26 protein-coding genes are annotated in these 26,065 nt (G+C 66.1%); 9 read left to right on the top strand and 17 right to left on the bottom strand.

Translation table 11 applies throughout. From position 1 onward, the window contains the following. Positions 1 to 312 precede the first annotated feature (312 nt). The 4 genes from H7A73_RS16570 (at position 313) to H7A73_RS16555 (ending at position 3,185) form a co-directional block, all read left to right on the top strand. Positions 313 to 852 carry a sigma-70 family RNA polymerase sigma factor gene (locus H7A73_RS16570; protein ID WP_182066964.1) on the top strand — a complete coding sequence of 180 codons (540 nt, stop codon included), beginning with the start codon at positions 313 to 315 and terminating at the stop codon, positions 850 to 852. A 52-nt stretch (positions 853 to 904) separates the two neighbouring features. Next, positions 905 to 1,366, top strand: coding sequence for a DUF4383 domain-containing protein (locus H7A73_RS16565; RefSeq protein ID WP_182711127.1), 462 nt, complete (start codon positions 905 to 907; stop codon positions 1,364 to 1,366). A gap of 248 nt (positions 1,367 to 1,614) precedes the next feature. Then, on the top strand, positions 1,615 to 2,763 hold the full coding sequence (locus tag H7A73_RS16560; protein WP_182066962.1) for an ATP-binding protein: 1,149 nt from the start codon (positions 1,615 to 1,617) through the stop codon (positions 2,761 to 2,763). Positions 2,764 to 2,840: 77 nt separating this feature from the next. Further along, on the top strand, positions 2,841 to 3,185 hold the full coding sequence (locus H7A73_RS16555; RefSeq protein WP_182066961.1) for a histone-like nucleoid-structuring protein Lsr2: 345 nt from the start codon (positions 2,841 to 2,843) through the stop codon (positions 3,183 to 3,185). A gap of 695 nt (positions 3,186 to 3,880) precedes the next feature. Here H7A73_RS16555 and H7A73_RS16550 read toward each other — a convergent pair. The 6 genes from H7A73_RS16550 to H7A73_RS16525 form a co-directional block, all read right to left on the bottom strand. Beyond that, positions 3,881 to 4,717 (bottom strand): alpha/beta fold hydrolase, encoded by an 837-nt coding sequence (locus H7A73_RS16550; protein WP_182066960.1) that lies wholly within the window; start codon positions 4,715 to 4,717, stop codon positions 3,881 to 3,883. Between the two features lie 221 nt (positions 4,718 to 4,938). Further along, on the bottom strand, positions 4,939 to 6,159 hold the full coding sequence (locus tag H7A73_RS16545) for an acyl-CoA dehydrogenase family protein (protein WP_182066959.1): 1,221 nt from the start codon (positions 6,157 to 6,159) through the stop codon (positions 4,939 to 4,941). After that, a complete protein-coding gene (locus H7A73_RS16540; protein WP_259362964.1) occupies positions 6,156 to 7,889 on the bottom strand; it encodes a dipeptide ABC transporter ATP-binding protein in 1,734 nt (577 codons plus the stop codon). Before H7A73_RS16540 ends, H7A73_RS16545 begins: the two co-directional genes overlap by 4 nt. After that, positions 7,886 to 8,794 (bottom strand): ABC transporter permease, encoded by a 909-nt coding sequence (locus H7A73_RS16535; protein ID WP_182066958.1) that lies wholly within the window; start codon positions 8,792 to 8,794, stop codon positions 7,886 to 7,888. The genes H7A73_RS16540 and H7A73_RS16535 overlap by 4 nt, the downstream gene beginning before the upstream one ends. After that, the gene (locus H7A73_RS16530) at positions 8,791 to 9,738 is read right to left on the bottom strand and encodes an ABC transporter permease (protein ID WP_182066957.1); all 948 of its coding nucleotides are present in this window, start codon (positions 9,736 to 9,738) and stop codon (positions 8,791 to 8,793) included. Before H7A73_RS16530 ends, H7A73_RS16535 begins: the two co-directional genes overlap by 4 nt. Further along, positions 9,738 to 11,402, bottom strand: coding sequence for an ABC transporter substrate-binding protein (locus tag H7A73_RS16525; RefSeq protein WP_182066956.1), 1,665 nt, complete (start codon positions 11,400 to 11,402; stop codon positions 9,738 to 9,740). The genes H7A73_RS16530 and H7A73_RS16525 overlap by 1 nt, the downstream gene beginning before the upstream one ends. A gap of 121 nt (positions 11,403 to 11,523) precedes the next feature. On the opposite strand from H7A73_RS16525, the gene H7A73_RS16520 reads away from it, so the two are divergent. Continuing rightward, positions 11,524 to 12,930 carry an NtaA/DmoA family FMN-dependent monooxygenase gene (locus tag H7A73_RS16520; RefSeq protein ID WP_182066955.1) on the top strand — a complete coding sequence of 469 codons (1,407 nt, stop codon included), beginning with the start codon at positions 11,524 to 11,526 and terminating at the stop codon, positions 12,928 to 12,930. Positions 12,931 to 13,102: 172 nt separating this feature from the next. On the opposite strand, the gene H7A73_RS16515 is transcribed toward H7A73_RS16520, so the two are convergent. From H7A73_RS16515 to H7A73_RS16510, 3 genes are read right to left on the bottom strand one after another with little or no spacing between them, the layout of a single operon-like run. Then, complete coding sequence (locus tag H7A73_RS16515) at positions 13,103 to 13,342, bottom strand: hypothetical protein (protein WP_182066954.1); 240 nt, start codon at positions 13,340 to 13,342, stop codon at positions 13,103 to 13,105. A gap of 6 nt (positions 13,343 to 13,348) precedes the next feature. Beyond that, entirely contained in the window at positions 13,349 to 13,480 is a 132-nt protein-coding gene (locus H7A73_RS18180; protein WP_259362963.1) for a hypothetical protein, read from the bottom strand. After that, positions 13,477 to 13,863 (bottom strand): carboxymuconolactone decarboxylase family protein, encoded by a 387-nt coding sequence (locus H7A73_RS16510; protein ID WP_182066953.1) that lies wholly within the window; start codon positions 13,861 to 13,863, stop codon positions 13,477 to 13,479. Before H7A73_RS16510 ends, H7A73_RS18180 begins: the two co-directional genes overlap by 4 nt. 286 nt (positions 13,864 to 14,149) lie before the next feature. Here H7A73_RS16510 and H7A73_RS16505 point away from each other — a divergent pair, with 286 nt between their 5' ends. Further along, positions 14,150 to 14,617 carry an ATP-binding protein gene (locus tag H7A73_RS16505; protein WP_182066952.1) on the top strand — a complete coding sequence of 156 codons (468 nt, stop codon included), beginning with the start codon at positions 14,150 to 14,152 and terminating at the stop codon, positions 14,615 to 14,617. A 111-nt stretch (positions 14,618 to 14,728) separates the two neighbouring features. Here H7A73_RS16505 and H7A73_RS16500 read toward each other — a convergent pair whose 3' ends face one another. Both H7A73_RS16500 and H7A73_RS16495 read right to left on the bottom strand, forming a co-directional pair. Then, positions 14,729 to 16,057: a PP2C family protein-serine/threonine phosphatase gene (locus H7A73_RS16500; protein WP_182066951.1), complete on the bottom strand. Its 1,329-nt coding sequence runs from the start codon at positions 16,055 to 16,057 to the stop codon at positions 14,729 to 14,731. Positions 16,058 to 16,535: 478 nt separating this feature from the next. Next, entirely contained in the window at positions 16,536 to 16,781 is a 246-nt protein-coding gene (locus H7A73_RS16495; protein WP_182066950.1) for a hypothetical protein, read from the bottom strand. A gap of 178 nt (positions 16,782 to 16,959) precedes the next feature. On the opposite strand from H7A73_RS16495, the gene H7A73_RS16490 reads away from it, so the two are divergent. Continuing rightward, complete coding sequence (locus tag H7A73_RS16490) at positions 16,960 to 17,262, top strand: hypothetical protein (RefSeq protein WP_182066949.1); 303 nt, start codon at positions 16,960 to 16,962, stop codon at positions 17,260 to 17,262. A 146-nt stretch (positions 17,263 to 17,408) separates the two neighbouring features. After that, positions 17,409 to 17,765 carry a helix-turn-helix domain-containing protein gene (locus H7A73_RS16485; protein WP_182066948.1) on the top strand — a complete coding sequence of 119 codons (357 nt, stop codon included), beginning with the start codon at positions 17,409 to 17,411 and terminating at the stop codon, positions 17,763 to 17,765. A 237-nt stretch (positions 17,766 to 18,002) separates the two neighbouring features. Here H7A73_RS16485 and H7A73_RS16480 read toward each other — a convergent pair whose 3' ends face one another. Beyond that, complete coding sequence (locus H7A73_RS16480; protein ID WP_182066947.1) at positions 18,003 to 18,299, bottom strand: hypothetical protein; 297 nt, start codon at positions 18,297 to 18,299, stop codon at positions 18,003 to 18,005. 231 nt (positions 18,300 to 18,530) lie between these two features. On the opposite strand from H7A73_RS16480, the gene H7A73_RS16475 reads away from it, so the two are divergent. After that, positions 18,531 to 18,830: a hypothetical protein gene (locus tag H7A73_RS16475; RefSeq protein WP_182066946.1), complete on the top strand. Its 300-nt coding sequence runs from the start codon at positions 18,531 to 18,533 to the stop codon at positions 18,828 to 18,830. A 49-nt stretch (positions 18,831 to 18,879) separates the two neighbouring features. Here the strand turns inward: H7A73_RS16475 and H7A73_RS16470 are convergent, their stop codons facing one another. From H7A73_RS16470 to H7A73_RS16450, 5 genes are all read right to left on the bottom strand, one after another. Then, a complete protein-coding gene (locus H7A73_RS16470) occupies positions 18,880 to 20,508 on the bottom strand; it encodes an IPT/TIG domain-containing protein (RefSeq protein WP_182066945.1) in 1,629 nt (542 codons plus the stop codon). A gap of 568 nt (positions 20,509 to 21,076) precedes the next feature. Beyond that, positions 21,077 to 21,694, bottom strand: a complete 618-nt coding sequence (locus H7A73_RS16465; protein WP_182066944.1) for a hypothetical protein — start codon at positions 21,692 to 21,694, stop codon at positions 21,077 to 21,079. After that, positions 21,691 to 22,767: a BLUF domain-containing protein gene (locus H7A73_RS16460; RefSeq protein ID WP_259362965.1), complete on the bottom strand. Its 1,077-nt coding sequence runs from the start codon at positions 22,765 to 22,767 to the stop codon at positions 21,691 to 21,693. The genes H7A73_RS16465 and H7A73_RS16460 overlap by 4 nt, the downstream gene beginning before the upstream one ends. 244 nt (positions 22,768 to 23,011) lie before the next feature. Beyond that, positions 23,012 to 25,414, bottom strand: coding sequence for a hypothetical protein (locus H7A73_RS16455; protein ID WP_182066942.1), 2,403 nt, complete (start codon positions 25,412 to 25,414; stop codon positions 23,012 to 23,014). 255 nt (positions 25,415 to 25,669) lie between these two features. Continuing rightward, a partial coding sequence (locus tag H7A73_RS16450) for a hypothetical protein (protein WP_220456639.1) occupies positions 25,670 to 26,065 on the bottom strand: 396 nt, incomplete at its 5' end.

Raw genomic sequence — 26,065 nt, 5'->3', positions numbered from 1 at the left:
GACAACGCCATCCTCACCGGCACCACCGTCCACATCTCCGAGGACGCCGCCGGCCTGCTGAACAAGACCTTCGGCACCGACGCCGTCAAGCGCGGCCTCCTCGTCGGCACCGCCACCATCACCGCCCAGATCAAGTAGTGCCGGCGGATCCCTGCCGCACCAGGTACGGGTTCTGCATCACCCGGGAGCGCCCGCCACGACCAGTCCTCGTGGCGGGCGCTTCTGTGCGCCCGCACCCGCGCCCCCGGATTGGGGGAAACCTGATCCGCGTCGTGCGCCTACGGTGAACCCATCCCCCGTAGAAGGATCGGTATGCCCCACATCCGGATTGCTCCGAACGCTGCAGCTGCAGCGTTCACTGCCGCCTACCGGCAGCACGCAGCTGGGCTGCACCGGTTCGTGGCAACGATCATCATTGATCGGCACCTTGCCGAAGACGTCGTGCACGAAGCCTTTGTCGAGCTGTGGCAGCACCCCGACCGATGGGATCCCGACCGCGCTGATCTGCAATCGTGGCTGCGCACCATCGCCCACAGGCGCGCGATCGACCGAATTCGCAGCGTCGAAGCATCCCGACGTCGGGACGTCCGTATCGGGATCCGCGAACACCACAGTGTCGACCAGAGCTCCGAACAGTTCGACGCTCTCTTCACCAGGACCCGGCTGCGCACCGCCTTCGCAGGCTTGAGCGACAAGCAACGCGACGCCGTCGTGTTGCGGTACCTCGGCGAACGCACTGTGCCGGAAGTCGCCAGCATGTTGGGCACCACGGTCGGTGCCGCGAAAACGCGGGTGCGAGATGGGCTCCTCGAGCTCCGCACCCAGCTGCTGCCGGACACGGCAACACCCTGAATCTCCGACCCGTGGCAGCCGCCGCACCGACACACACCGAAAGGCTCATCTCGTGACCACCAACGCCGCAACGCCCCGCCCCGGCTTCGCCAGCACCCTCACCCAGAAGGGCGCCCTGCTGTTCGGCGTCGTGTTCCTCATCGTCGGGTTCGCCGGATTCATCCCCGGCCTCACCATGGACATGGGCTCCATGTCGGTCGCCGGCCACGGATCGATGGCGCTGCTCCTGGGCGTGTTCCAGGTATCGGTGCTGCACAACATCGTGCACGTGCTCTTCGGCATCGTCGGGATCCTCGCAGCCCGCACCGCCCGCGGCGCCCGGCTCTACCTCCTGGTCGGCGGCATCATCTACGCCGTGCTGTTCGTCTACGGCCTCTTCACCGCCGGCATGGCCGACCCGGCGAACTTTGTCCCCCTCAACAGCGCCGACAACGTGCTCCACGCCTTCCTCGCAGTCGCGATGATCGTCCTCGGCGCCGTCCTGCCCCGCGTCAGCGCACGCACCACCCGGTAGCCAACGCTTCCCCGGAAGGAGCATCGGGCCCGGTTCGCAGACCACCTGCGGCCGGGCCCGACGCCCTCCACCGCAGGTGCCGGGCTACCGCAGCAGTTCGCTCTGCACGGCAAGGAGTCCTCGCACACCCGATCCCACGTATCGTCCAACACCTCGTTGGACAACTTCGCAGCACATAGCACGCGCTGCCACCCAATCGATAGTCTGTTATGAAACCCCCTCTTCATAACGAACGATCGAGGATTCTGATGCAGCCGAGCCCCTACACACCGGGTGAGATCGCCCGTACGGTTCCCGGTCGCGCCCAGCAGGTCGCGGAAGTCGACGAGCGTCTATCAACCCTGATCGATCTCGGTCGGCTCGTCGGCCGGATCCGGGTCGACCATGCTGCGCGTGGGTTTGGAAAGACCTCACTGCTCCGTGAGTACCAGCGCCGTGCTGCCGCTCGCGGTGCAGTGACGGTATGGGTGACCGCCGGCGAGGAACAAGGGCTCGTGGCCCAGATCGCAGCGGAGCTGCGGCACGCGACAGACGGGTTCGGCGAGAAGACCCGAACCGCACTGCGAAGCAGGATTGAGACCCTGCAGGTCTCCGTCGGAGTGCCCGGCATCGCCACCGCGACCAGCACCTTCCACCCGGCGGACAGCGGTCACGACACGGAGCTGTCGGGGGCGCGCGCCCTCGAGGCCGTGATCAAGACAGCCACCGAGGAGACGCCGCTGGTGATCCTCATCGACGAGATCCAGTCCGCCGACCCAGCAGGGCTGCGCACACTGGTCTACGCCTGGCAGCACCTACAAGCCGAGGGCACCGATGTCCCTGCAGCGGTATTCACGGCAGGCCTGCCCAACGCTCCCGAGACCATCGCGGGAATCGTCACGTTCAGTGAACGCCTCGCCTACCGGCCGCTCGGGCCCCTGCATCGAGAAGCGGAAGAGATCGCGATCATCGGCCCCGCACGGGCACTCGGCGTGCACTGGACCCCGCCCGCCGTCGACCGGGCGTTGGAGATCGCGCAGGGGTACCCATACTCCGTGCAGCTCATCGCGGACGCCGCATGGGCCGCCGCGGGACGACCCGACCCGGGAGGCGTCATCGACGTCAGCGCTGTGGACCTTGGCCACATCGCAATGCAGGCAGATCTCGACGCCCTGTTCCGAGCCAGATGGTCCGCCTGCTCGCCGGCCGAGCGACGCATGCTTACCGCGATCGCGAATCTCGGCGACGGCCCGGCATCTCGCTCCGCGATCGCGGAAGCGCTCAACACCGGCAGTAATCAGCTCTCGACACCCCGGGGGCGCCTGATTGATAAGGGTCTCATCCAGCCCGCTGACCGCGGAATGCTCGAGTTCACCATCCCTGGCTTCGCAGCGTTCATTCGCGATAGCGCGGTGTAACACTCCCCCGCCTCAATGCATGACACGGCGGCACTCTCTGTCAGGCTAAGAGTCCGTCCCCTGATTGGAGCAATTACATGGCGCAGAAAGTCACCACGCACCTCGTCGACGACCTCACCGGCGACACCATCGAAGACGGCCATGGTCGCACCGTCACCTTCGGCTTCGATGGCGCGCACTACGAAATCGACCTCACCGACGACAACGCCGACGCGCTCCGCGAAGCGTTCTCCGACTACGTCGCCGCCGCCCGCAAGGTCAGCGGCCGCGCCGGCCGCACCAGCGCCGGCAGCGCGCCGAAGCGTGGCAACTCGGAAGAGCTCGCGAAGATCCGCGAGTGGGCGAACGCGAACGGCCACGAAGTGTCCACGCGGGGGCGCATCAGCCAGGCCGTCCGCAACGCCTACGACGCCGCCCACTAACAGGGAGCAGGCTCAACTCGATACGCTCCTCTGGAGCGCTGTTACTGGGGCTCGGGCCGGACCGTCACGACACTGACGGTCCGGCCGTTCCTTATAGCAACGACATCTGCAGGGCTTCTATCGCCCCACGGTCGATCGCAGTGCCGCTCCGCGAATACGGCCACAGCCAGCCGAGAGCCCGGAGGGCCGCGGAGCATTCGGGTTACCCCACGTCCCCCCCGGTAGCGCGATCCCACTATCCTCACAGCAGTACAGGCCCTCCGAACAGACCGGGACAAGGATTCTGCCATTTCAATGCGGCGGCGCGCTTCGCACAGTGTAAGTCGACGCGGCCGGCGCGCCTAGAGAAAAGTAGGGGTGCCGAGCGAGCTCCCACACTCGCCGACACCCCGGCGCGTCACACCAGACCCGAACTAGGTGACGCTGAGAAAACGATCCTCGATGATGGCCTGTCCAACAAGTCGGCACTTTCGAGGACCATCGCGGACATCATGTACGCACTCGACGACCACTAGAAACGGTCACGGTTGGCGTATGTCAATTCGCGAAATCTGTCTCGGACCCGATCCGCAGGATCATGCCCGTATTCTCATCAGAACACGCAGGCAATTACCCGAACAACCCCACAAGCAGGGGGAGAACGGTCGGGTACCGCCGCTTCGTCTCTCCAGCGGCGGTACCCGACCGTCGCGCGGCTACTTCGCCAGGAAGTCCAGGACGACCCGGTTCCACTCGTCCGGGTGGCTGACGTTGACGCCGTGCGGCCCGCCGGCGACCACGTGCAGCTCGGAACCCGCGATCGCGGCGTGGGTCCGGTCGCCGGAGCCCTCGAACGGCACGGTGGCGTCGCCGTCCCCGTGAATCACGAGCGTCGGCACGGTGACCTTCGGCAGGTCGTCGCGGAAGTCCGTGTTCGCGAACGACGCCATCGCCTCGAGCGCGGCCGGCTTCGAGGCCTGCTTCGCCAGGGCGAGCGCCTGCTGCCGGTCCTCCTCGGAGACGACCAGGGCGCCGTCCACCGAGAAGAAGTCGGTCGTGAACTGGTCGTAGAAGGCATCCTCGTCCTTCATCAGACCTGCCGTCATCTCCGTCGCCTGGGACTTTGGCAGTGGGCCGTTGGGGTTGTCGACTGTCTGCAGCAGGTACGGCGGCACGGCCGAGGCGAAGACAACGCTGTGCAGTCGTTCCGTGCCGTACTTCGTGAAGTAGCGCGCGACCTCACCGCCCCCCATCGAGAACCCGACCAACGTGACGTCCTGCAGGTCGAGCTCGGTGAGGATGGTGTGCAGGTCCTCGGTCAGGTGGTCGTAGTCGTAGCCGGTCTTCGGCTTGTCGCTCCGTCCGAATCCCCTGCGGTCGTAGGTGACGACCCGGTAACCGGCCTCGGCGAACGCGGGGACCTGCTTGCTCCACGACTCGCCGGACAGCGGCCAGCCGTGGATGAGCACGACGGGTCGCCCGGGGCCGCCGGTGTCGTCGACGTGCAGGTTGGTGTCCTTGAAGAGCCCGTGGTGGGCGGTGATCTCGGTCACGAAGAACTTCCTTCCGAGCGCGGAGGTCGCGCCTGATGCCTATTCGTACCCAGGGCAGCTTCGGGCTGGACGGGTTTCGCTCACTGTCCCGATAGCGCTCCGTCTCACTGCCGGTGGTGGCGACGCGAGTACCGGGTGGTGCCGCTATCAGTAAGGCTGCAGCGCGATCTCCGCGGCTTCGTGTTCGCGTCGGTGCCCGCTCGGGTTCCGCGTGCAGCGAGTCAGTGTTGGGGCTGCGTTTCTCCGGTAGCCCAAAAATAGGTCAACGGGGCGCCGTTGATGAGGTGGTCTCCGATGACACGCTGCTGGAACACGACTGGGTTATGGGACGACAGAGTTCTGGCGTTTCGCCAGTGTCGGTCGAGCGCGCGGTTGCGGTCGGTGGCACTAGCCCCACCGACCTCGAATAGCGTCGTGGTTGCCCGCAGCACAGCGTCAACAACTGTGCCTTGTACAGCAATTGTTCGGAGCTCGGCGGCGTCGATCAAGGCATCGACTTCGGGACCGGTCCCAGCGTCGACGATGGCATTGTGCGCGGCATCGATTGCAGCAGCGGTGTTCAACACAAGGGCCTCAGCAGCGACGGCGTCAACCGCGAGTCGCCCGACAACGGACTGCACGAGCGGATCCGTCGCGGCTGTTGCTCCAGCTGCGTGCTGATAGTGCCGGGTTCGGGAGCGCACGAACTCTGCGCCGTCCCGCGCTGCGGCCGCACCGACGCCGGCGAGGGATGCAAGCAGCACGGTTTGCAGGAACGCCGGCAGCACGGTGCGCCGCTCGGCACGCTCGGGTCGGAGCTGCCACAGTTCCACGCGGACACCGTCGAACCTGGTGGTGCCGCTGCCGGTGAGTCGCTGCCCGAAGCCATTCCAATCGTCGCGGACCTCGACACCGGGATCGTCCACGCGCACGGTAATCCCGGCGGTGTGGCCGTCGGGCGTCAGCGCGGTGACGGTGGTCCAGTCAGCGAAGATGGTGCCGGTGCTGTAGTGCTTCTCGCCGTGCAACCGCCAGCCGTCACCGTCCGGGACGATGTGCGTCGACAGGGATCCGACTGCCGCGGTCGAGCGTTCGTGACTGGCGTTACCGAACACCTCGCCGGCGGCGACGCGGGTGAACCATTCGTCGCGGCGGATCACGTCGGGCTCGAGGATGAGTTCCTCGACGAACGAGAAGTGCGCGCGGAGCAGCTGCGGGAGGTTCGAGTCTGCTTCGGCGAGCCGGATGAGGAGGGCGAACAGGTCGGTCGCTGACGCTCCGGCGCCGCCGGCGGCAACCGGGACGGTAACCGCGGTGAAACCCGCGTCCGCCAGCCACCTGACCTGTTCATGGGGCAGCGTGCGGTGCTGTTCGCGCTCCACGGCACCCGCAGCGATGCGGTCGAACACCGGCGTGAAACGCTCCAGCAATGCGCTGCGGGTGGTCACTGTGGTGACGGTCATGGTTCCTCCTGTGAGTTCCGGTGGATGCTGACGCCCGGGACCGCGTCGAGCAGCCCCTGCGTGTACGGCTCGCGCGGGGAGCGGAAGACCTGATCGGCCGTCCCCTCCTCGACGACACGACCGTCGCGCAGCACGAGCACGCGGTCGCTGACATGGTGGATCACCCCAAGGTCGTGGGAAATGAACAGCGCGGCGGTGCCGTACTCCTGCCGAATGTCCGCAAGGAGGTCGAGCACCTGCGCCTGCACGGACACGTCGAGGGCGCTGACGGCCTCGTCGAGGACGAGCACGTCAGGGTCGGTGGCGAGCGCACGGGCGATCGCCACCCGCTGCCGCTGCCCGCCGGACAGCGTGGCGGGGTGCCGGCCGGCGATCCCGCCGTCGAGTCCGACGCCGGCGAGCAGTTCCCCGACGCGCGCCTGGTCCTGCGCCTCGGCCGCCCCGCTGCTGCTCCCGCGGGCCGCACGAGCACCGGTGAGAGCGGAGCGGACCAGTTCGCCGACGGTCTTCCGAGGGTCGAACGAGGACAGCGGGTCCTGCGACACCGTGGCGATGCGCGGCCGATCAGCGCGACGGTCGCGCTCGGAGAGTGCCGACCAGAGCTTGCCCTCCAACGTGACGGAACCCGACGACGGCTGGGTCAGTGCGAGGGCGATCGCCGCAGTCGTGGACTTTCCCGATCCAGATTCGCCCACGATGCCGAGCGTCTCGCCGGCGCGGAGGTCGAACGACATGTCGTCGACCACGGTCCGCACAACCCGGTCCGGCCCCCGGTACCGCTTGGTCACATGCGAAACGGACAGCACCACGGATCCGGCGACGGGCACCGGACGCGAGGCCGGCCGCGGGGTGAGCACCGCACGGGGTGCGTCCGACAGACGGGCACCCGGCGCGTGCGCGGACGGGATCGCCGCGAGTAGCCGCTTCGTGTACGGATGCTGTGGGTCGCGGAGGACATCGCCGACCGGGCCCTGCTCGACGACGACTCCGTGCTGCATCACCACGACGTCGTCCGCGAGCTGTTCGACGACGCCGAGGTCGTGGCTGATGAGCACAAGTCCGGTCCCGCCGGCACGGAGTTCGTCGAGAAGCGCCAGGATCTGTGCCTGCACGGTGGTGTCGAGGGCGGTGGTCGGTTCGTCGGCGACGAGCACGGCGGGGTTGAGGGCGATCGCCGCGGCGATGAGTGCCCGCTGCCGGAGTCCGCCGGAGAGCTCCGACGGCAGCTGCCGCGCACGTAACGACGGCAACGGAACCCCGACGCGCTCGAGCAGGGAGAGCACCTGCCGCTCCCGCTCCGCCCGTGGCCCGATGCCGTGCTCGCGGAGGGCGTCGGCGACGGACGCGCCGAGCTTTCGGAGCGGGTCGAGGGAGACGAGGGCATCCTGCAGCACGTACCCGACCTCCTTGCCGCGCACCTTCCGCCACGCGCCGTCGGAGAGGTTGCGCAGGTTGCGGCCGCCGAGCGACAGCGTCGATGCCGTGGTCGTCGCAGTCGGTCCGTTCAGTCCGAGCAGTGACCGGGCGGTGACGCTCTTGCCGGAACCGGATTCCCCGACGATCGCGACGCAACGTCCGGCGTCGAGCGTGAAGGAGACGTCCTGCACGACGGTGCGGTCGCCGAAGGCGACGGAGAGGTCGCGGACGTTGACAACCGGATCGACGACGGAGCGGACCGTATTGACGCCACCAGACGAGCGGGTGGACGTGATGTGAGAAGCGGTGGTCACCGGGGGCCTCCAGGCTGGGTCAGGGTCTGCACGGCGCGGCCGACAGCGGTCAGCGACAACGCGAGAAGCACGATTACGACGCCTGGCCAGAAGTCGAGCCACCACGCCTGCTGCAGATAGTTCCGGCCGGCGTTGAGCATCGCGCCCCACTCCGGCGCCGGCGGCTGCACGCCCATCCCGAGGAACCCGAGCGCGGACGCCCACACGATCGCCTGCCCGATGCCGAGCGTGACCAGGACGGTCAGCGGCCGGAACGCGTTCGGTAGCAGCGTGTGGAACAGCACGTGCGCCGACGAGTGCCCAAGCGCCCGCTCCGCCTGCACATACGGCGCACCACGGACGGCGAGCACCTGCCCGCGGACCATCCGGGCGTACCCGGGGATGGTTGCGATGCCGACGGCGAGGATCTGCGTGCCCGCGCTCGACCCGAACACCGCGATGAGGATGAGCGCGAGCAGGATGCCCGGGAACGCGTACAGCACCTCGATGACCCGGGTCACGACGGCGTCGACGGCGCGTCCGCCGAGGCCGCCGAGGACCCCGAGCAGGACGGCGCCGGCGAGGCCGAGTGCGGTCGCGCCGACCCCGATCAGGACCGACTGCCCGGCGCCGTGGACGACGCGCGAATACACGTCGCGGCCAGACTGGTCGGTGCCGAACACGTGTTGCACGCTGGGGGCGTCGAAGCTCTTGCCGAGGTCAATGGCGAGCGGGTCCTGCGGGGCGAGCAGGGACGGCCAGACTGCCGCCACCGCGACGAGCGCGATGAACGCGGCCGACACCCAGAACGAGACACGGCGCAACGGATGGGAGGCTCGGCGCACCTTGCGCACGCTCGCTTCGGCGGGTGCCGAATTGGTCTGCTGTGTGCCGGGAGTGCTGGATACGTCGGTTGCGGTGGTCATGCTGCGGCTCCGCTCGTACGGCGAAGTCGCGGGTCGACCACGACGTACGCGATGTCGGTCAGGATGTTCGCCACGACGTAGACGAGTGCCACGACGAAGGTGATGCCGATGACGAGCGGCAGATCCTGCGCGCTCACGGCGGTGACGAGGACCTGCCCGATGCCCTGCCGAGCGAAAACGACCTCGGCGATGACGGCTCCGGAGACGAGAGAGCCAAGGCCCCAGCCGGACAGCGTCACGCCAGGCAGTGCCGCGTGACGGAGCACGTACTTCCCACGAATGGCGCGCTCGGACAGGCCACGGCTCCGGGCGGAGAGGACGAACGGCTGCTGCTGCTTGTCCTCGAACTCGTCGCGGGTGACCTGCCCGAGGAACCCGGCGAGCGGGATCGCCAGCGTCAACGCCGGCAGCACGATGCCGAGCGGGCCCGATCCGATCACCGGAAACCAGTGCAGCTGCACCGCGAACACCAGGAGCAGCACGAGGCCGAGCCAGAACTGGGGCAGCCCGGCCGCGACGGTCTCGACGACGGAGCCGAGGCGTCCGACGACGCCGGGGCGTCCGGCGGTGAGGAGCGTCGACGCGATGGAGAGCAGCCAGGCGATAACGAGCGCGGACACTGTCAGCGCGAGCGTCGGGCCGATCTGGCCCGCAATGACGCTCGTGACCGATTGCTTCAGCGTGTAGGACTCGCCGAAGTCAAGCCGGAACAGGCCGCCGAGGAAGTCGCCGTACTGCACCAGCAGCGGACGGTCGAAGCCGTACTGGGCGGTCACCGCCGCGACGGCTTCCTTCGTCGGGTGTGCGGCGGCGCCGCCGAGAATCGCGACCGCCGGGTCACCGGGGACGGCGTGCTCGAGGAAGAACACGATCGTCCCCACGGCAAGCAGGAGCAGCACGGCCTCAGCGATGCGCCGGGCGATGCGGACGGACCAGCCGGTCATCACTTACCTCCGTCAATCAGGTAGGCATCGGAGAGGACGGGTTCGCCCTCGCTGGGCTCGATCCACACGCCGCTGACACGGTCGGAGATCCCGAGCCGGGTCTGGATCGGATACAGCGGTAACGACCAAGCCTTCGACGACAGCAACGCTTGCGCCTCCGAGTACGCGGTCACCTGCTTCGCGGGGTCGGTCGTCGCCGTGCCCTCGATGAGCAGCCGGTCAAGCTCCTCGTCGTAGGCGAACGCGGAGTTCTGCCCGTTGTCGATGTCGTAGGTCGCCTTCGAGTACTTGATGTACATCACGTGCGGGGTCGGGCTGTTCCAGTAGTTCCCGAGCAGGTCGTACGCCTTCGGGTTCCCCCACACCGCGTTCATTGAGGACGAGTCGAGCGCCTGCAGCACAACCTTGATGCCGACCCGCTTCTCCATCGCCTGGATGTCCTGCAGGATCGTGACGTCCGCCGGCGGCGTCTCGGCGGAGTCTGCGTTATACGGCAACCGCACCGTGAGCGTCTTACCGTCCTTCGTCCGGTACCCGTCGGCGTCCCGACCGGTCCAGCCTGCCTCGTCGAGCAGTTGCTTCGCCGCTGCCGGGTCGTAGGGAAACGGTTCGTGGTAGGCGGCATCGTAGTGCGGGGTACCCGATGAGACGTTGTTGCCCTCGTACGGGAACACACCGTTGTAAGCGCTCTCCACCGCTTCCTTCGCATCCGATGCGTGCACGAACGCCTTCCGAACTCGGACGTCGCTGAACACTGGGCTCAGCGTGTTGATGTCGAGGCTGAACGGTGAACCCGAATGCACGAACGACTGCAGGTTGATCGACGGATCCGATTTGGCCAGGCCTTCGCTCTCCGGCGGCACATTGAAGATCACGTCCGCCTCGCCGGAGCTCAGCGCGCCGTACCGGGTCGTGTTGTCCTTGAGGAACTTCCAGGTGATGCCGTCCAGGTACGCCGGCCCCTGGTGCTTTGCATCGTCCGGAGCGCTGTTGTAGGCGTCGTTTCGGACGAGCTCGACCTCCCGCTCGTGATTCCACCGCACGACCTTGAACGGGCCTGTCCCGACCGGGGACTCGCAGTTCGCGGCGAGCCCACGCGCCATGGCCTTCGGGGACTCCATCCCGAAGAACGCCTGGGACAGCGCCGCGAGCAGCGGCGAGTACGGCCGCTTGAGCGACACCCGTACGACGTGGTCGCTGATCGCGGTGGCCTTGTCGAAGTACCCGGTCAGGTAGAGCAGGTCCGTCGACGACTGTGTCGCCGGGTCGAGGATCTGCGTGAAGTTGTCCACCACCGCCTGCGCGTCGAAGGGGGTGCCGTCGGTGAACTTCACGCCCTGCTTCAGGGTGAAGTCGTACTGCGTGCCGTCGTCCGAGATCGTCCACGACGTCGCCAGCCACGGCTTGACACTGCCGTCCTTCTGCAACGACACCAGCGAGTCCAGGTACTGCCGGGCGATGTAGGTCTGCGGCATGTCGCCGGAGTTGTGGGGGTCGAGGCACGTCGGCTCACGGTCTGTCGCGTAGACCAGGGTGCCGCCGCGGACCGGTCCGGAGTCCTGCGTCGAGGCGGCTGAGCCACCGCTGCAGCCGGCGAGCAGCGCGACGGCGGTGGCGGTCGCGAGGACCGTCACGGCGGTGCGCAGAGCGTGAGGGCGGGTCATGGGCAGCGACCCTAGAACGGGTGGACCACCCCACACCACGGGCCGCGCAACGTGCTGCAACGAAGCGTCTCGCGACGTCACGGACACGTGGCAGCTGATTGCTCGTCCGTACGGTCGGACCATGCCGAAGCGACTCCTGCTGAACGTGTTCGAGATGAACTGCGTCGGACACATCACCCACGGCCTGTGGCGGCTCCCCGGCAACAACCGCCACCGCTACACGGACATCCGGTACTGGACCGAACTCGCCCGCACTGCCGAGGCCGGCCAGTTCGACGCCGTGTTCATCGCCGACGTCCTCGGTGCCTACGACGTGTACCAGGGCTCCGCTGGCCCGGCGCTGCGTGAAGGGCTGCAGATCCCGAACAACGACCCGATGCTCGTCGTCCCGGCGATGGCAGCGGTGACCGAGCACCTCGGCTTCGGCATCACGTTCTCCACCAGCTACGAACCGCCCTTCGCCTTCGCCCGCCGCATGTCGACGCTCGACCACCTAACGAACGGCCGGGTCGGCTGGAACGTCGTCACCAGTTACCTGCCGAACGCCGCACGCAACTTCGGGCTCGCCGACGAGATCCCCCACGACACCCGCTACGAGATCGCCGACGAGTACCTCGACGTGCTGTACCAGCTGTGGGAGGGCTCATGGGAGGACGACGCAGTCGTCCGCGACGCCGAACGCGGCCTCTACACGGACCCGGAGAAGGTGCACCCCATCGACCACGTCGGTGAGCACTTCCGCGTCGCCGGACCCCACCTGTCGGAGCCGTCGCCGCAGCGCACACCGACCCTGTTCCTCGCGACCGGATCACCCGCCGGAATCGCCCGGGCCGGGACCCACGCCGAGGTCGTGTTCACCGGCGGCCACGGGGTGCAGCGCACGGCGGAGGCCGTCCGCGACGCCGCCGAGGCCGCGGGTCGGGACCGCGGCGACGTCAAGTTCGTCACCCAAGCCGCCGTCATCACCGCGCCGACCCAGCGGGAAGTTGACGACAAGGTCTCCCAGTACCGGGCGTTCCAGAGCGAAGAAGGTCCGCTCATCCACGGCAGCGTCCCCTTCGACGCGCTCCGACACCCGAGGAACCGCACCGTCCGGGACGCGCTCGATGCCGAGGGGCTCGACGGTGGGGAGCGACTCGTCGGCCGGGTCGCACTCGACGCCACCGTCGGCGAACTGCTCGACCGGGTCAACGAGGCCTGGCACGGCGCGTTCTGGGCCGCCGGCGTCCCCGAGGCCGTCACCGAGCAAATCGAGGGCTGGCTCGACGACGACGGTCTCGACGGCATCAACCTACGCCAGTACCACTCGTTCGACACGGTGCGTGACTTCGGCACGCTCGTCACACCCCTGCTGCAGGAACGCGGTCGGCTCCCCGAGCGGTACACCGCGGGCGAGACGCTCCGGCAGCGGGTCAGCGGCGGCGGGTCGTCCCGGTTGCCGGCGAGCCACCCGGCAGCACGACACCGTGCTCCACGACAGTTCGATGAATGCTCTTCTCCAAGCGCAACTCGAGCGCACTGCCACTGATCACCTGACGCAGCAGTGGCGGAGGTCTAACGCTAGAGTCGAGCAGCGCTGAGTATCGTCTTCACACTCAGTATGAGCGAATTTCCGGGCGTCTCGTCAAGTGGAGCGGCCTAGTGCTCCGGAAAGCTGTTGAGGCGCGTCAGCTGCACGTCAAGCGCCGCTCGCCGCTGGCTCACAAACAGGTTCTCCAGCTCTGCCAGGCCGCGGACGACGCATAGCGGGCCGTACGGTGAAAGGGAATTCGGCCCACTCGGTGTGCGTCACCGGTCGATACCAGACCGACGGCGCAGGTCGTCGGCGCAAGCGTGGCCGCGACGACGAGGGCGACGACGACCCAGGTGTCGAGGTTACCGGCTGCGACGAGCGGACCGGTCGTGAAGGAGTCCTCGATCGCGACGGCGTCGACGCCCAAGCGGTCCTACTCGACGAGGATCCCGCGCCAGGGCGCGAGTGACGACAGCTGGCGCACGGCGGGATCGGCCTCGCGCCAGACGGCCGGTTGCCACCCCTCACCCTGCAGTGCAGTGACGAGGACGGAACGGTCGCTCACCCCTGCCCCTGTTGCCCGTGCTCGTGGTGGACGGAGTGGTTGGCAGGGGTCGCATCCGCGCCGAATTTGAACCCGAGACGCCCGTGCGCGAAGCCGCCGCCGGCTCTGATCGCGGTCGCGACCCAAGAGGCCTCAGCGAGCTCCACCTCGGTGGCACCAGCGGTGACGGCGCGCTGGCTGTGCCCGTCGATGCAGTAGACACACTGGGTCGTGATGCCCACCGCGAGTGCGATGAGTTCCCGGTACTTCAAGGGGATTGCTCGGTCCTCGGGCTGGAACACGGCGCTGTCGAATCGGACGAACGCCTCGAGGATGTCCGGTGTCTGCTGCTTGTAGACCTTCGTGAAGGTCTTGTCCTGCTCACGATCCAGGTAGTCCGTCATGCGAGCAACGCTAGGCCCTCTCCTGGTATCGGTGGCGGGTTTTGCGAACCGTGACCCGAACCGGCTCGGAAAAGAAGTAGGCGGAGTCCGATCAGCGAACGGGCGCAGACGCTTTGACAAAGCCGCTGATGGACCCGACGGAGGGCGCAGACCCGGACCCCGTTTCTACGGTATGTCTGGCGATGGGGCAGCCTCGCCAGACTTCCCATGCCTACGCATTGGACCGCAGTAACGGGCAGGAGGAAAAAGTTCCGGGACGAGCAACACGGCGTGCGAGCATATGGCCATGGAGAACGACGGCGATGGCATCTCGGCGATTCACGGTCCGGCGTGGGAGCGCACCGCGCTGCTCGTGGTTCCCCCGAATCATCTGGATGAAGTACACGATGCTGTCGACGACTTCTGGCAGCTGAACAGCGACCTCGGGAAGAACGAACGCTTCCGATTCGAAACGGCACTGCTCGAGCTCGCCGGGAACATCATCGAACACACCGAAGGACACGAACGACTTCAGTGCGAACTGACACTCAGACGCACGAAGACCACGCTGGAGGCCGAACTTAGCGACAGCGGCACCGAAGTTGCACTGCCGTTTCGCACGATGATGCCGCAGCCGGAGGACATGGCGGAGTCTGGGCGAGGGATCGCGATGATCGAACTGCTCATGGACGATTTTTCCTACGAGCGGGATCATGATCAGAACCGCTGGCGCCTGGTCATGCAGCTCCCACAGTCACTGCAACGCAGTCACTAATCCCGGCGACAGCGACGGCAATCCACCACATGCAGACGACGCAAGAATCGTCTTCCCGCTACCTAGCTGCGTCGACGACAGTTACCCCCTACGCTGAGTCGTCGGATCTGTTCAGCGCTCGTCAGAGACTTCTGCTGCACGGTAGGTGACGGCGAGGATGGTGACGTCGTCCGTATGGTCGGACGCCTCCGCGAGGGCTGCGACCGCGTCGACGGTAGCGGCGGCGGTGGCGTGCTCGTCAAGGAATGCAGCGAAGCGGTCGAAGGTGTCAGCGTCCGTGCCGAAGAGATCAAGGACGCCGTCGCTGAACGTGACGATTGCGTCGCCGTCAGCGAGCGTCGTGGTGACGCTTGCCCAAGAAGATCCGATCCCGAGTGGGAGATCAGCGGAGCGGAGCGCTTCGCGTGTCCCGTCGGCGCGGCGAAGGATCGTGAGGCCGTGTCCAGCATCGGCCCATTGCGCGGTGCCATCTCGGTCAACGCGGAGATGGAAGCAGGTAGTGAACTGTCCGCTGAGTATGTCGCCACCCCCCGTCGCGATCCCGGCAGCTGCGCGGCGGAGCCCATGTGCGGCATCGGCGTCATCGACGGTGCTCCGGATCACCGACCGCACCGCGGCGGCAATCATGCCCGCAGCGACACCTTTCCCCATGACGTCACCCAGCGTGAACGCGGCCCCGGTTTTGGTCGGGAACCAGTCATAGAAGTCTCCCCCGACGCGCTTGGCTGGAAGGCACACTCCCACCGCGTCAAGTTGCGTGGGCAGCACAGTGGTGTCGTTCGGCAGCAGTGCTTGTTGCATGAGCGCGGCCTGTACGATCTCCGCCTCCATCACACGACGCTGTCGCTTAGCGACGTCAAGTCGGAGTGTGGCTCGTCGGGCGAGCTCGTTGGTCACCGTCGCGACGGCCGCGTACACCAGGAGCGCCACAACCAATCGAACAGCTTCGCTCCCCGGCACCACGCCCGGCGCGATCACGTAGGGCAGGAGCAATGTGACACACGTGCCGACTAGCGGGAAGGCGATGTGCCGGCGGCCCGGGTTCGCGGCGATCCAGATGACCGGGAGCACGACGATCGCCAGGAACACCGACCGGCTCTCCCCGGTGCCGTACCGCAGCAATCCGACGGCGACAAAGTCGACTGCGGGGAGTAGCAGTTCCACCCGTAACAGCAACGGCCATCGCGGGATCAGCGCTGCGATCAGGAGCGCCAAGAGCGCGCACCCCACGCCCCACCACATGGTGGTGGCATCGGTCACGGGAAGCCATGGTGTGACCGTGCTGGCGATCGCAGCGCCCAGGACAAGCCCGGCCACAACAGCCTGTTTCAGCAGCGGCGCGACGACGGGTTGACCGATGGGGAGGGTGACCGGGCCGGTGCTCGCATCATCTCCGATTCGCACCGCCCAGCGCCCCGGCGGCGACGGCGGCGCGGTCACGGCCGAGGCCGGTCTTGACACAGATCTGGTTCCACCGATGTATTCAACATGACGCTGCTGCGCGGAGCAGCCCCGTGTTCGAGGAGACGTCACCCAGCACGCCCCTGTCGCTCCGTCACGGATGCGCCGACGCTACTGCAAGGGACTCGTCCCACGCCGATGCTTGCGCTAGTCGCCGCGGGAGTAGCTGCTCGCCGTCGCTACCGGCGGTTTCGACAAGGCCGCGGCCTCCGTTGCTGCATAGCTGTCTTCGGACGCAATCCGTCCTGAGAAGGCTTCCGAATTAGTCCGGTCGTTGTGGACCGGATGCAGGTGCGTCCGTGTCGTCGACCCGAACTACGGCGCGGACGCACCTCCCAGTGGACCAAGCTGCAGGACCGCTCGCTCCGAATGCTGGATGTAACGGGATCAGGGCCGGAGCTCGTCCGGATTTGTTCGGGTCAGACCTGAACGGGCTCCCCCTTGATGTCGGTTATGCCTACCTGGGCTGGTGTGTTTCCGCGTAGGTGGCGATCTCGTCGCTCATGTCAGCGGCGGCCGTGTGGCTCAAGGCTGCGACGTGATGCTTGATCGCGAGCAGCAACCACATGGCTCGACTGTCCGGGTCGGTCGTTTTGGCAGCGGCCGTTCGGCACTCGTGCTCTTTCGAGCTGGCATCGTCTGCGCTGAGCCGGAACATCACAGCGTTGTCCCGTTCCGCCTGTGAGACGTTCTTCCAGTCCACGTCGGCTCCTTCCGGCCTCTGCGCGTCAACGAAGGCGCAATCCTATGATGCGTGCCCCGGCCTACCCTCCCGCAGGAGCAACGGGTGCGGTTGTCCACTTCAAGAACGGCAGAACGGTCACAGAGGAGGCACCGGCTACCGTCGGCGGTTCGAGAGAAACGTTGGAAGTGAGAGCACAATGAAGAACCTCGTGTACGGCTCCTCGCCGATCCTGGTTGCGGACGACGTTGCTGAAGCCGTGGTGCAGTATGCATCTGCGCTTGTCAACGCTCTTGTCAGCGATGTGGTGCCGATCCCCACGGTGGACACGGCCGGTGTGCCGACCGAGACGCGAGTCCTCCTCGCCCCAGGGATCCCACTACTTGCGGAAGACGCTCCGGACGACGTGCTCGAGCGCCCCTATCCGGCGTTCGTTGAAGACTTACAACTTCGTACCCTCGAAGTAGTCGCGTCTGCTCAACGAAACGGAACCAGGGACTAGCTAACGGCTGCTGTCACGAGTGGTGGTTCGGGCAGGACCGCCGTTGTCAACGGGTATCAAGTGTCGGGGGGCGCGTACGGTAGCTGCGACTCCTTGGCGGTCTGCTCATCGAGCGTGACTGTGGCAAGGGGTCCGGAAGAAATCCAGTGAGCACCGAGAGGACCAGCGACGACGCCGTCGTGCGCCTCGCGAAGCGGAGCATCGACGAGAACCCCTGCCGCTCGATCGATGCGGCGACACTCGCAATTCTTGTGGGCCTGACAATCGGCGAGCTCCGCAGGATCCTCCTCGACAGGCAAGGCATGACGCCAGCCCGCTTCGTGCTGCACCACAGACTCGACCGTGTTCGGGAGGCGCTGCTGGCAGGCCAGGAGATCGCGGTGGCAGCGAACGCTTGGGGCTTCGTGCATCGTGGGCGGTTCGGAGAGGCATACCTGAAGCAGCACTTGCAGTTACCCGAAGAGACAGTCGCTAGCGCGCGGAAGAATCATCTGCCTGAGTAGCAAGCTCGCAGCAACCTAGGTCTTCACAGGCGACCATGTTGGCGCTATCCTCTCCGCAAGTCCGGTTTGAGCAAGCTCCTGGGCTAGGGTTCAGCGCCCGATGATCCCCGGGGAAGGTACCGGCTACGAGACGTCGGTACCCCCTCGGGGCATCAATCCTGTCAGTCGTGACGATCACAAACGTTTTCTGCCCGAGCGCAAGTGGGCTCCCTAGGAGCATCAAGACGTTGTCCTCTTCTAGTCGTATCCCCGGCCGTCTCCGGTGTCGACCTCGACAAGGCGTTGCCGCGCATCGATGCGGCGGGCAGATGCGATCTGCAGGCGGTCGTCGGGGTGCAGCAGCGACTCATAGGCGTGGACCGGCGCACTCCGTGCTCCTGCCGCGTACTCGTGCAGGCGGATCCGCTCCACGAAGCGGGGCTGCGTGGTCACTATCACGACCACCGGAGCCGCACGTCGAGAGGGTGCAGCCAACCGGTTCGCAGCCATCACGCCGGCGTATCCGCCACCCAGCACCACGACCTGCTTCGACATCTTCGATCTCCTCACTTCAGACGGTTTCAGGCATAGGACACCGCTCGCTCCCGAGTTGTGACACCTCACGCCCGATCAGTCCGATCGCTGGAAAGGGGCAGGCGTCGAGTTGGACCCTGCTGCACTCGCTCAGGACAGCGGCTGGCCTTCTCGGTGGTGACTCCGGGACGGCTGATACGGCGCTGCAGGAGCCTGGTGCGGAGACGCTGCAGGAACGGCATGAGGCCGTAGATGACGATCGGAACGGCGAGGGTGGCGGCACAAAAGAGTGCAGGACGACGGGGTGTTCACGAGGAATCTGGCGCAGCGCGCGCCCGCGTCTTGCTCGTCGACGAGCCGATTGCCGGTGTCGACGCCCGGTCTGCAACGCTCGTGACCGCGGCACTCACGGTCGAGGCCGCCGCGGGTGTCGTCGTCGTGCACGCCGCGTATGACCCTGCGGGGATCGCCGCCGCCGACCGGGTGTCGACGCTGGGCTCGCAGGTCCTCGGCCTCGGGTTTCCCGGGGCGACGGGCGTGAGGATTTCCTGACGGTGATCTCGCTCGAGAGCAGGGTCCCCGGCCGAGCATCGAGCGCCCGTCAGGCGCCGCTGCGTCCGCGGCGGCGTCGAGTCAGCGCGAGGACGCCGACGCCGGCGGTCACGAACGCGAGTGCGGCTTCGATCGCCGTAGTGACGTCGGTGCCCGTGGTTGCCAGTTCACCGACCGACGAAGCCGCCGGAGCCGCCGGAGCGGCTGCATCGACGATCACGGGCGTGGTCGTCGGGGCAGCGGACGGGCTGATCGGCGTCGGGGTGACCGTCGCGGCGCGCACTATCAGCGGCGTGGTGGTCGCGCCGCCCGCGGTTCCGTCGACCAGCGTCAGGGCGGCGACGACGGTGTGGTCGCCGATCGTGGTGCCGGCCGGGACCGTGCCGGTCAGCCGGACGGTGCCATCGGACGAGACGGTCGCCGTGTCGATCGATGTCGGCGCGGCGTCGAGTCCCACCGACACGGTCGCCCCGGCGGGAAGGGCCTCGTCCTCGACAACGAGAGTGTCGCCTGCAGCGAGCGGGCGGCCGGCGGTCAGTGGGCGGCCACCGGCGGTCACGATCGGCGTGAAGACGAACGGGGTAGCGCTGACGGCCTGGGTGGGGGTGCCGGTCCCGGCGCTGGTGACCGCAGCGACCCGGAAGGCGGTGGGCGTGCCGTTCCGAAGGCCGGCGATCGTGGCTGTCGTCGTACTCGTGGTCGTGACGGTCCGCCAGCTCCTGTCGACGCGCTGCTGCACGGCGTAGCCGGTCACTGCCGAACCGCCGGCGTCCGTGGGAGCGGCCCAACGCAATGCGACCTCAGCGTCACCCGCGACGGCGGTGAGGTCGCGTGGCGCGGACGGCGCGGACGCGGCGTAGTAGCTGTACGCGCCCCTCGCGGTGTCGGTCCCCCGCAGGGTCGTCACGGTGACGTCGGCGGTACCGGCGACCCCGGCGGGAACCGTGGCGGTCACCTCGCCGTCCGACACGACCCGCACATCCGTTGCAGGGTGACCGCCGATGGTCACGGCGGTCGTCCCCGAGAGGTCGGAACCGGTGATGGTGATGGTGGATCCGCCGCCGATGTCGCCGCGGGCCGGGGTCACCGAGCGCACGGTCGGGGCGGCCTCGAACTCGGCGGTGTACATCAGGTCCAGCGCAGGAGCCGCATCCCAGGGCGTCCTCGTCACCTGGTCGAAGGATCGAGCGTTGAGGAAGACGACCTGTCCGGGCATGACGTCGCCCGTGGTGGGCCAGGCGCTGGAGTCGGGGCTGTCGGGTTGAACGTCCCGCAGCAGGGTCGCGAACAGCACGTACTCGGAACCCGGCACGAGTTCGGTGCCGCCGGTCCGGAACGAGACGACGTGTGCGGTCGAGTCACCGACCAGTGTCAGCGGGTCGCTCTCGAACAGCGCCGGCCCTGTGGCCTTCCGTCCGTCCCAGGCGTAGACCTCGCCTCGGACGACCATCGGGCCGCTTGACTCGATCTGGAAGGAGAACGCGTTCAGCGCGGTCGACCGCGCCGGGGCGGTGACGGTCTGCCCGTAGACCGAGGTGAAGTACGGGCCGAACGGACTGAACGAGCTCGTCGGCGGTCCCGGGTTGCTCACCGTGGAGGCGTTCGCGGCCGCGGCCGGTCCGAACACGGTCAACGCGATCGCCGTCAGCGCGGCGGCGATCACCAAGGGCTTCTGCATGTGCGGGCGTACCTCTCGTCACGGCGACGGATCGGATCCCGTACCGAGGAGCACAGTACGGGCGCACCGTCCCGCTCAAGGCGCCACCACACGTTCCGCCCCCAGCACGGGGGTCGCCGCCTGTCCGGATCCCGCACGAGCGCGCTGGGCAGTGTGGTCGAGAGCGGCCAAGCGGCTGCCAGGGCCGCATACCGTTGGACCTCGATTCGGGGGCGGCATGACCACCACAACCACAACCACAACGTATGTGGCAGCGCACGTCGCGAGCATCGTCGAGCGGTACCGGTCAACGGATGCGACGCTCCGCCGCCGCCAGCAGTCGGTGGCTTGGACGGCCCGGTGTCCGCGTTCACCGACCCCATCGCGACAGGGTACTCATCGCATTCCCGATCAATAAATCCGCCGGCATCACCGAAACGGCGTTCCTCATCACCCGGCTGCCAGCATCCGCCTTAACCCGATGCTTCGGTGGTCGCAGGTCCTCGGTGTCGCGTTGATCACCGGAATCAGTTTCACCATAACCCTGCTCGTCGGGGGACACAGGTGGATCCCCCGTTTCGACCGCGTTTTACTCGGTGGGGCCGGTGTACTCGCTGCTCCAGCCGTTGCGCATGCGCGCGACGGCGCGGTCCCACGTGCCGAGGAGGTCCGGTTCGTCCGTCAGTAGGTATTGCAGCTGGAGACCGTCGTACAGCGCGGTGAGCTGTTTCGCCGCGTGCCGGGGAGCCATCGACCGGGGTTCGCGTCCGGCGATCATGTCCCGGCCCAGGAACTGCGCGACGTCTTGCATGAGGTGCGCGTACTGCTCCCGGTACCAGTCGTCCTCCGTGCCACGGGCGTTGCATGCCACGCTCATCAGGTACACACGCGCTCGCATCATCGCCGGGTCGAGCTGACTGAGGCGTAGCAGGTGCCGCAGGTACGCTACGGCGCCCCTCGTCTCGGCGATCACGCGTGATTGACGGCGAGCAGCTCCGATCCAGTGCGAGGCGGCTGCGACGACGAGTGACTCCCAGGTGGGGAAGAGCTGCTTCACCCTCCACACCTCCACGTTCGCAGCGCGTGCCACGGAGAAGTAGTCGAGGTTGACGAAGCCGTCCCGTCGGGCTGTCTGGACGGCACCGACGACGACGCGGCTCCGTTCCGCCTGGTCCCCCGCCTCCGCGGCCAAGCCGGTGTCGTTCACGAACGTCCCCCGGTGGCGGTCGGCAACACACCCGGCCTGGCCGGAACCGTCGTGTGCCAGTCGAACGGGTCATCGTATGCGGCGGACCCGCGGTGCTCGGACCAGCCTGCGCGGACAGCGGTCACTGCACGGTCGAACGCATCGGCGATGTCCAGTCCTGGTTCGAGGAGCGCCTGGAGACGCAGGCCGTCGTACAACGCAAGGAGTTGCCGGGCACCCTCGTCAGGATCCAGCGCCGCGGGCTCGCGCCCGCAGCGGATGTCATCCTGAAGAGCCGTGCGCACAGTGTGCTTGAAGCCCGAGTACATCAGCCGGAACTGTTCCCCGGCGGGCTGCGTCAGGCTGGTGCTCGAACTGAGAGTGCTCGCTACGAGCCGCATCAAATCCGGGTGCTCCGCCTGTGCGCGGACAAGAGCGCGAAGGTAGGCGACCACACCGAGTTCCGCGGCGATCGGCCACAACGGCGCGGACAACGCTCCCGCCCACCGCTGGATCGTCGCACCCGTCAGGTCCGCCCTGGTCGGGAACAGTGCAAGGAGGTCGTCCACACTGATGCTGGCGACATCGGCGACGAGTTCGACCGAGCAGTCCTCGACGCCGGTCTCGTGCAGCGCCTCGATCGTGGCGTTCAGAATGCGGACCCGCGGCGTCGTGCCGTCGGTGTGGTGCTGAGCGGACAACGGCGCTCGTGGGTGGGCACGGAACCATGCCAGCAGTGCACGCCCGTGGCGGGCGGAAAGCTCCGGGTCGGTGTCGTGCGGTGTGGTGACCGCGGCGGCGACGTCCCCCGCGCTGTGCAGCAACGGGTCTTCCTGCTGGTGTGCCGCAGCCCAGTCGGGGAACAGCCGGTGCTGGACGGTCTCCCTGCACAACTCCCGCGCGACGCCGTACCGAGGCTCCGCGCAGACCTGCCGGAACCTGTCCGCCACAGCGACCTCGTCGCCCTCGATGACCGCGACACAACGACCGTCGTGGCGGACGAGGACACCCGTGACGCCAGCCGAAGCGTTCGCGCGTCCCAGAGCAGCCAGGAGGACCGCGAACCGCCCGTCCGTCAACGGCGGGGGCGGCACTATCTCGAACGCAATTACTTGCACAGTGGCTCCCCTGATCGGACGTTGAACGAGAAGCCCACACCGTGACACCTCCCGGCCCTCGACGCCAATCGCGAACGGGGGGTTGACCCACGCCTGGCCGAGCGTTCCTGCTTACGTCGCAGAGGGCGATCGCGCCGATAGCGGTCTCTTATGTCAACGGCACCGAAGGTTTACTCTCAGCGGAACACACCGCCAACGCTCAGACAAGGGTTCCCCATCCTTACTGACGCCGCCTTCGAACCCGGTAAATATCTTGCTTCAAAGCCGCGGAGGTTGCCTCCCAGTTCCAGTCCGGGCTATTGGGGATATATGCCCACTGCCCATCCAGGTAAGACAACAGCTTTTCCGCACGCTCCAGACGCTGCTCTAAGTCATACGCTTCGCGCACGTCTTGGCGCACGTCGTCATCAAGGATGGGAAGATCAACAGAGATCGCGTCCAGGTAGGTGAACTTTTCTATGAGAATCTTGTAACAGTACGCCCCGACGGTTGTGATTCGAAAAACCTCCTCATGCGCCGCCTTCCCATATTTGCGCGTCGAATCGACAAGCCTAAACCGGAGGGCGTACTCAAGACACTCCGCAACTTCCGCTGGCTCGAACCCGAGTGCCTGAAGGTATCGGTAAATCTCGTTGGCAGAGACATAACCGTGATCATTCTCGACATCTCCGGCTTTTTGAATATGCGCAAGACAAAGCGGCAGAACGAAATGCTCCTTTGCATCACGACGGGTGAGCCGGAACAAGTTCGGGACCGGCGAAGAGTCTGGGTCGTAGTACCGATTATCGCCGAACATGATGGAACGCAGAAACTCATGGTCCGGGATTGTGTAGCGACCAAACCGTTTTTGTACATCTACAATCTTCTGGGTATTGATGTGGCCGCTTCCGATAAAATCGGTGACGAATTGCAATGCCATGCGCATGTTGCCACCGGCAAGATTATCTATCAGGCGGATGAACGGGTCATTCGCGCGAAGATTGTCAGAAAGCATCTCAAGGAAGAGCTCGAGTGTCTCGCTATCCACCTGGATTCCAGTGGGGAAAGCATCCAACCGACCCGAATCACTCAGTTGCTTTAGGGCAAACTCGATCCGAAGACGTAGCATCACGTCTGTCCGGGGTGGCGAAATCGTGAACACACGGGGATGGTAGCCGGATATTGCCCCTTCCCGTTCCGAAGTATAAAATGTTTCTGGACGCAGAGCTACAAAGACCGTGGCCGGCCAAGTCCGCGCCAGCTCATTCGAGATCAAGAAGACTTCATTTTGGTCAGAGCTGCTGCGCTGGTCTACATTGTCCAGGAAGATCACCACCTGCCGCCTCCAGGATGACCTCATCCACTCAAAGGCACGCCGAAGATAATTTGATCGGTCAGCCATCTCGCCTTGCAAGAACTTGATGCGGGCTGTCTGATAGGCGACAGGATCGATGCTCTTCAGAGACCCCTCAGGGGACTCATCAAATAGACGAAGTTCGTTCTTCAGAGCATTCTCGGCAAACTTGAGACCCAAAATATTCGTCTCATATTTGGTGCGCAGTTGGTCAACACAAGCGTCGAGAACATGCTCGGACAGCGATTTTAGGGTTGACGATGCTCCGAAGTCTACGTAGAGGCTAATGCTTTCACCCAACACTTCCTTCGCGTCGACGTGAATCAGCCTCTCGATGAACGTGCTTTTTCCTGCTCCGACGTCACCCAATAGAATAACTGGCCGGTTGGACAGTGCCGCCTGCATCACGTCCGCTGTAAACCCCGGCGACACACCTTTTCGATTGCTTGCCTCCTGAACAGAGGCTCCACCGACCTCCGAGAGCAACTCATAACGGGTAGCAAGGATTTGCTTGCTCACTTCAGCGTATTGAGATAGAGCACCGCTCGAGGCATAGCATTCCCGCAGAAATTCCTCTTGCAATGTCTCCAAATCTTCGAGGTCTCCAAGAAAAAGGTCACTCAGGATTTGAAGCCCCGTCTGCAGGTCATTTCGCCGCTGGCTGCCGGGGTAGTCATGGAGCCTCAGAGCGAGGGGGTCAGGCGGGAATGGGACAGAGGACTGTAAAGTCTGGTGAAGGACCCTGTTCGCGACTCCATCCGGAGATAGATTATTCCACAGGACGAGCAGATCATTTAGCAAGGCGTCGGCGCTGGCAAAAACTAAACCCCTGCCCTTAAGAGGCGCAAGACCATCAGTGCGGGACGCAAAGAATACGATCAGTTGGTGACCGTTGAAGGCACACGCTATCGGCACCCCGCGCTCCTGTGCGTAACGCGATGCCTGCTCTAGGGCTTTTTGTACATTCTTCCCGGCGGCAGACCCGGACACAAGTGCAGGAATTGATACGACACTAGAGCTAGTGCTGTGCGGAAGTTCGAATTCCACTCCCACGCGCTTCGCTTCAAGAACAAATTGAGCGCCAGCACTTCCAACGCAGTAGTCCATGTACCCGCTTTCAGTGTGCAGCTCATTCTGCACCGCAGACGCGGGCCACTGGAGCACTTCTGTGATGAGGGTGTTAATCACGCGGAACCGCGTGTCCGCCTCATTCACGTCCTCTGAACGCGCCCGCTCGATTACCGGCACCAGCTCGCCCATGGCGAGATACGCCTGGTCAAAGTTCTCCATATTGAGGAAGCTACATGATCGAGAACGAGGCTGCCTCATGACGCGGAACCTGCGTCGCACGCGGCTTCTGGAGTTGATTCCAGTCACGTTGCCGACCGGTGTGCCCGTCGCCACACCTCGTGGGGAGAAGGGTCCCGTAGCTCTGGAATGTCGGAACGGTGCTCTGCGACAGATGCGTGCGAGGGTCTAGACCTGGTGCGCCGGTCCGGGGACCGCCGCCCACGGTCGGGCGCAGGCGAATCCGCTGGCGACGCGCTAGCTGTCGATATCTGGTGCTAGTTCCTGCTTGGACTCGCTAGCTGCTTGTTCAAGGTCGGTATCAAGCGCTCGGGCATCGCCCCAGACCGCTGCAATTCGAGCGAGGGTTGCGTCGACCGCCGCATCCGTCGCTTCGAGCTCGGAATACGTCTCCTGCAACGACAGTCCGTCGAACCGTGACGGCTGCCGCGCGACCGCACCAACCACCTCCGGGATGGCGCCACCCGCTGACGTCGCGCGCCGCGTAGGGATGATGCTCGTCATTGACCGGCCCGAGAGGCTCACCCCGGTGCGCGCCCATCCATGGACGTCTAACGGCAACAGCAGCTGCTCCGCCCGGCGCCAATCCCCCGCTACTGGCTGCTCGCAGTCGTGCCGGTCGAGGTTTCCTTT

It is taken from the genome of Curtobacterium sp. ME12, assembly GCF_903970855.1.
Taxonomy (GTDB): domain Bacteria; phylum Actinomycetota; class Actinomycetes; order Actinomycetales; family Microbacteriaceae; genus Curtobacterium; species Curtobacterium poinsettiae_A.
Note: the sequence above shows the minus strand (reverse complement) of the source record. Positions and strands in the feature narration are given on the sequence as shown.

Bases quoted from the DNA above. Each gene is read 5' to 3' on its own strand.
- H7A73_RS16470 (WP_182066945.1), bottom strand. From the start codon at position 20,508: ATGCAGAAGCCCTTGGTGATCGCCGCCGCGCTGACGGCGATCGCGTTG.
- H7A73_RS16560 (WP_182066962.1), top strand. From the start codon at position 1,615: ATGCAGCCGAGCCCCTACACACCGGGTGAGATCGCCCGTACGGTTCCC.
- H7A73_RS16525 (WP_182066956.1), bottom strand. From the start codon at position 11,402: ATGACCCGCCCTCACGCTCTGCGCACCGCCGTGACGGTCCTCGCGACC.
- H7A73_RS16455 (WP_182066942.1), bottom strand. From the start codon at position 25,414: ATGGAGAACTTTGACCAGGCGTATCTCGCCATGGGCGAGCTGGTGCCG.
- H7A73_RS16520 (WP_182066955.1), top strand. From the start codon at position 11,524: ATGCCGAAGCGACTCCTGCTGAACGTGTTCGAGATGAACTGCGTCGGA.
- H7A73_RS16475 (WP_182066946.1), top strand. From the start codon at position 18,531: ATGACGATCGGAACGGCGAGGGTGGCGGCACAAAAGAGTGCAGGACGA.
- H7A73_RS16535 (WP_182066958.1), bottom strand. From the start codon at position 8,794: ATGACCACCGCAACCGACGTATCCAGCACTCCCGGCACACAGCAGACC.
- H7A73_RS16570 (WP_182066964.1), top strand. From the start codon at position 313: ATGCCCCACATCCGGATTGCTCCGAACGCTGCAGCTGCAGCGTTCACT.
- H7A73_RS16505 (WP_182066952.1), top strand. From the start codon at position 14,150: ATGGAGAACGACGGCGATGGCATCTCGGCGATTCACGGTCCGGCGTGG.
- H7A73_RS16510 (WP_182066953.1), bottom strand. From the start codon at position 13,863: ATGACGGACTACCTGGATCGTGAGCAGGACAAGACCTTCACGAAGGTC.
- H7A73_RS16490 (WP_182066949.1), top strand. From the start codon at position 16,960: ATGAAGAACCTCGTGTACGGCTCCTCGCCGATCCTGGTTGCGGACGAC.
- H7A73_RS16545 (WP_182066959.1), bottom strand. From the start codon at position 6,159: ATGACCGTCACCACAGTGACCACCCGCAGCGCATTGCTGGAGCGTTTC.
- H7A73_RS16480 (WP_182066947.1), bottom strand. From the start codon at position 18,299: ATGTCGAAGCAGGTCGTGGTGCTGGGTGGCGGATACGCCGGCGTGATG.
- H7A73_RS16530 (WP_182066957.1), bottom strand. From the start codon at position 9,738: ATGACCGGCTGGTCCGTCCGCATCGCCCGGCGCATCGCTGAGGCCGTG.
- H7A73_RS16555 (WP_182066961.1), top strand. From the start codon at position 2,841: ATGGCGCAGAAAGTCACCACGCACCTCGTCGACGACCTCACCGGCGAC.